The following is a 1162-nucleotide window of genomic DNA, read 5'->3' as shown; positions in this document are numbered from 1 at the left end:
AGGCAATAGACGTACCCGTCCCCGCGGGCCGTATCGAGAGAGTAGAGCACGTCCGAGTAGCAGGCGCGCAGGTCATCCTCGATAAAGGAGCCGGATTCGAGCTTCAGGGTGTCAAGGTTGCAGACCTTGAGCAGGTTGGACGGCAGGTGCAGCTGCAGGAAGTCGCGGGCGGTTTCCGGGTGGGTGAGGAAGGCCTTGAACACGGCGTCGTGTGGGGAGGCGGTGGGTTTGCTCATGACTTACCTGCTGCGGGTGACGATGGCCTGGGCGAACAGGCGACCTGACGGGTAGAGCACCAGGCTGCTCTCGATGTTGTAGACCTGGCCTGACCGTTTGGCGGCTTCGTGCATGGCCGGCACCAGCAGGCGGCGGGCGCGCTTTTTGAGGCTGTTGACGTCCTGGACGATTTGCCCGGCACCATAGTCGGGAGAGAGGGCCACCGAATGGGTGTAGGACATGCCGGGCTCGAGCAGCACCATCATGGCCACCACGTGGGCAAACTCTTCGGTGCCGGTGTCGATAATCTCGTCTTCGATAATCTCAGGCGCAGCTGGCTGGTCGTTCGTAAGCGCCCCATTTAGGACGTCTTCCGGTTTAGACTGGGATGATTAAGGATGGTGTCCACCTATTTTAAGTGGACACCATCTATGACAAGCCCTGATACCCCTCGTGCCAACTACTCCATGGAGTTCAAGTTGACCATGGTCGAGAAGTCCCTCCAACCGGGCGTCAGCGTCGCACTGCTGGCGCGTAACAACGGTATTAACGATAACCTGCTGTTCAAATGGCGTCGTCGCTATCGCCACCTTATCGAGAAACCTGCGGAGCAGCATGCTGACGCACCCGTTGTCATCGAGAACAAGGTTGTTCCTGTGGTGGTCGAACACCCGCCTGCGTTGCTGCCAGCGGCTTCTTCGGCTCCAGCAACACAGCCAAAACCCGAGCAGGTCTGTGAGGTCGCTATCGGCCGAGCTCACCTGAAGCTGTCTGGCCACCTTACGCCGGCCATGCTGGCAACGTTGGTTCGCGAACTGAAGCGAGGTCGGCGGTGATCTCACTTCCTGCGGGCTCTCGCATCTGGCTGGTCGCCGGCGTTACCGACATGCGAAATGGCTTCAACGGCCTGGCGTCGCGCGTGCAGAATGTCCTCAACGACGATCCG

At 60.0% G+C, this 1162-nt stretch carries 3 protein-coding genes and 1 pseudogene; 2 read left to right on the top strand and 2 right to left on the bottom strand.

Annotation, left to right across the window (positions count from 1 at the left end):
* Both AC4PR2_RS28980 and AC4PR2_RS28975 read right to left on the bottom strand, forming a co-directional pair.
* The coding region (locus AC4PR2_RS28980) for an Rpn family recombination-promoting nuclease/putative transposase (protein WP_492176059.1) at positions 1-236 on the bottom strand (236 nt) is incomplete at its 3' end.
* A gap of 3 nt (positions 237-239) precedes the next feature.
* Positions 240-482 carry a DUF7609 family protein gene (locus AC4PR2_RS28975; protein WP_492176058.1) on the bottom strand — a complete coding sequence of 81 codons (243 nt, stop codon included), beginning with the start codon at positions 480-482 and terminating at the stop codon, positions 240-242.
* A 186-nt stretch (positions 483-668) separates the two neighbouring features.
* On the opposite strand from AC4PR2_RS28975, the pseudogene tnpA reads away from it, so the two are divergent.
* A pseudogene (gene tnpA / locus AC4PR2_RS28970) lies at positions 669-1052 on the top strand (IS66-like element accessory protein TnpA); the annotation flags it as partial.
* Positions 1049-1162, top strand: a 114-nt coding sequence (gene tnpB, locus AC4PR2_RS28965; protein WP_492176060.1) for an IS66 family insertion sequence element accessory protein TnpB, incomplete at its 3' end; no start/stop codon positions are given. The pseudogene tnpA and the gene tnpB, both read left to right, overlap by 4 nt.

Source organism: Serratia sp. A07 (assembly GCF_058725505.1).
This window is presented reverse-complemented; position numbering and strand designations above follow the sequence as displayed.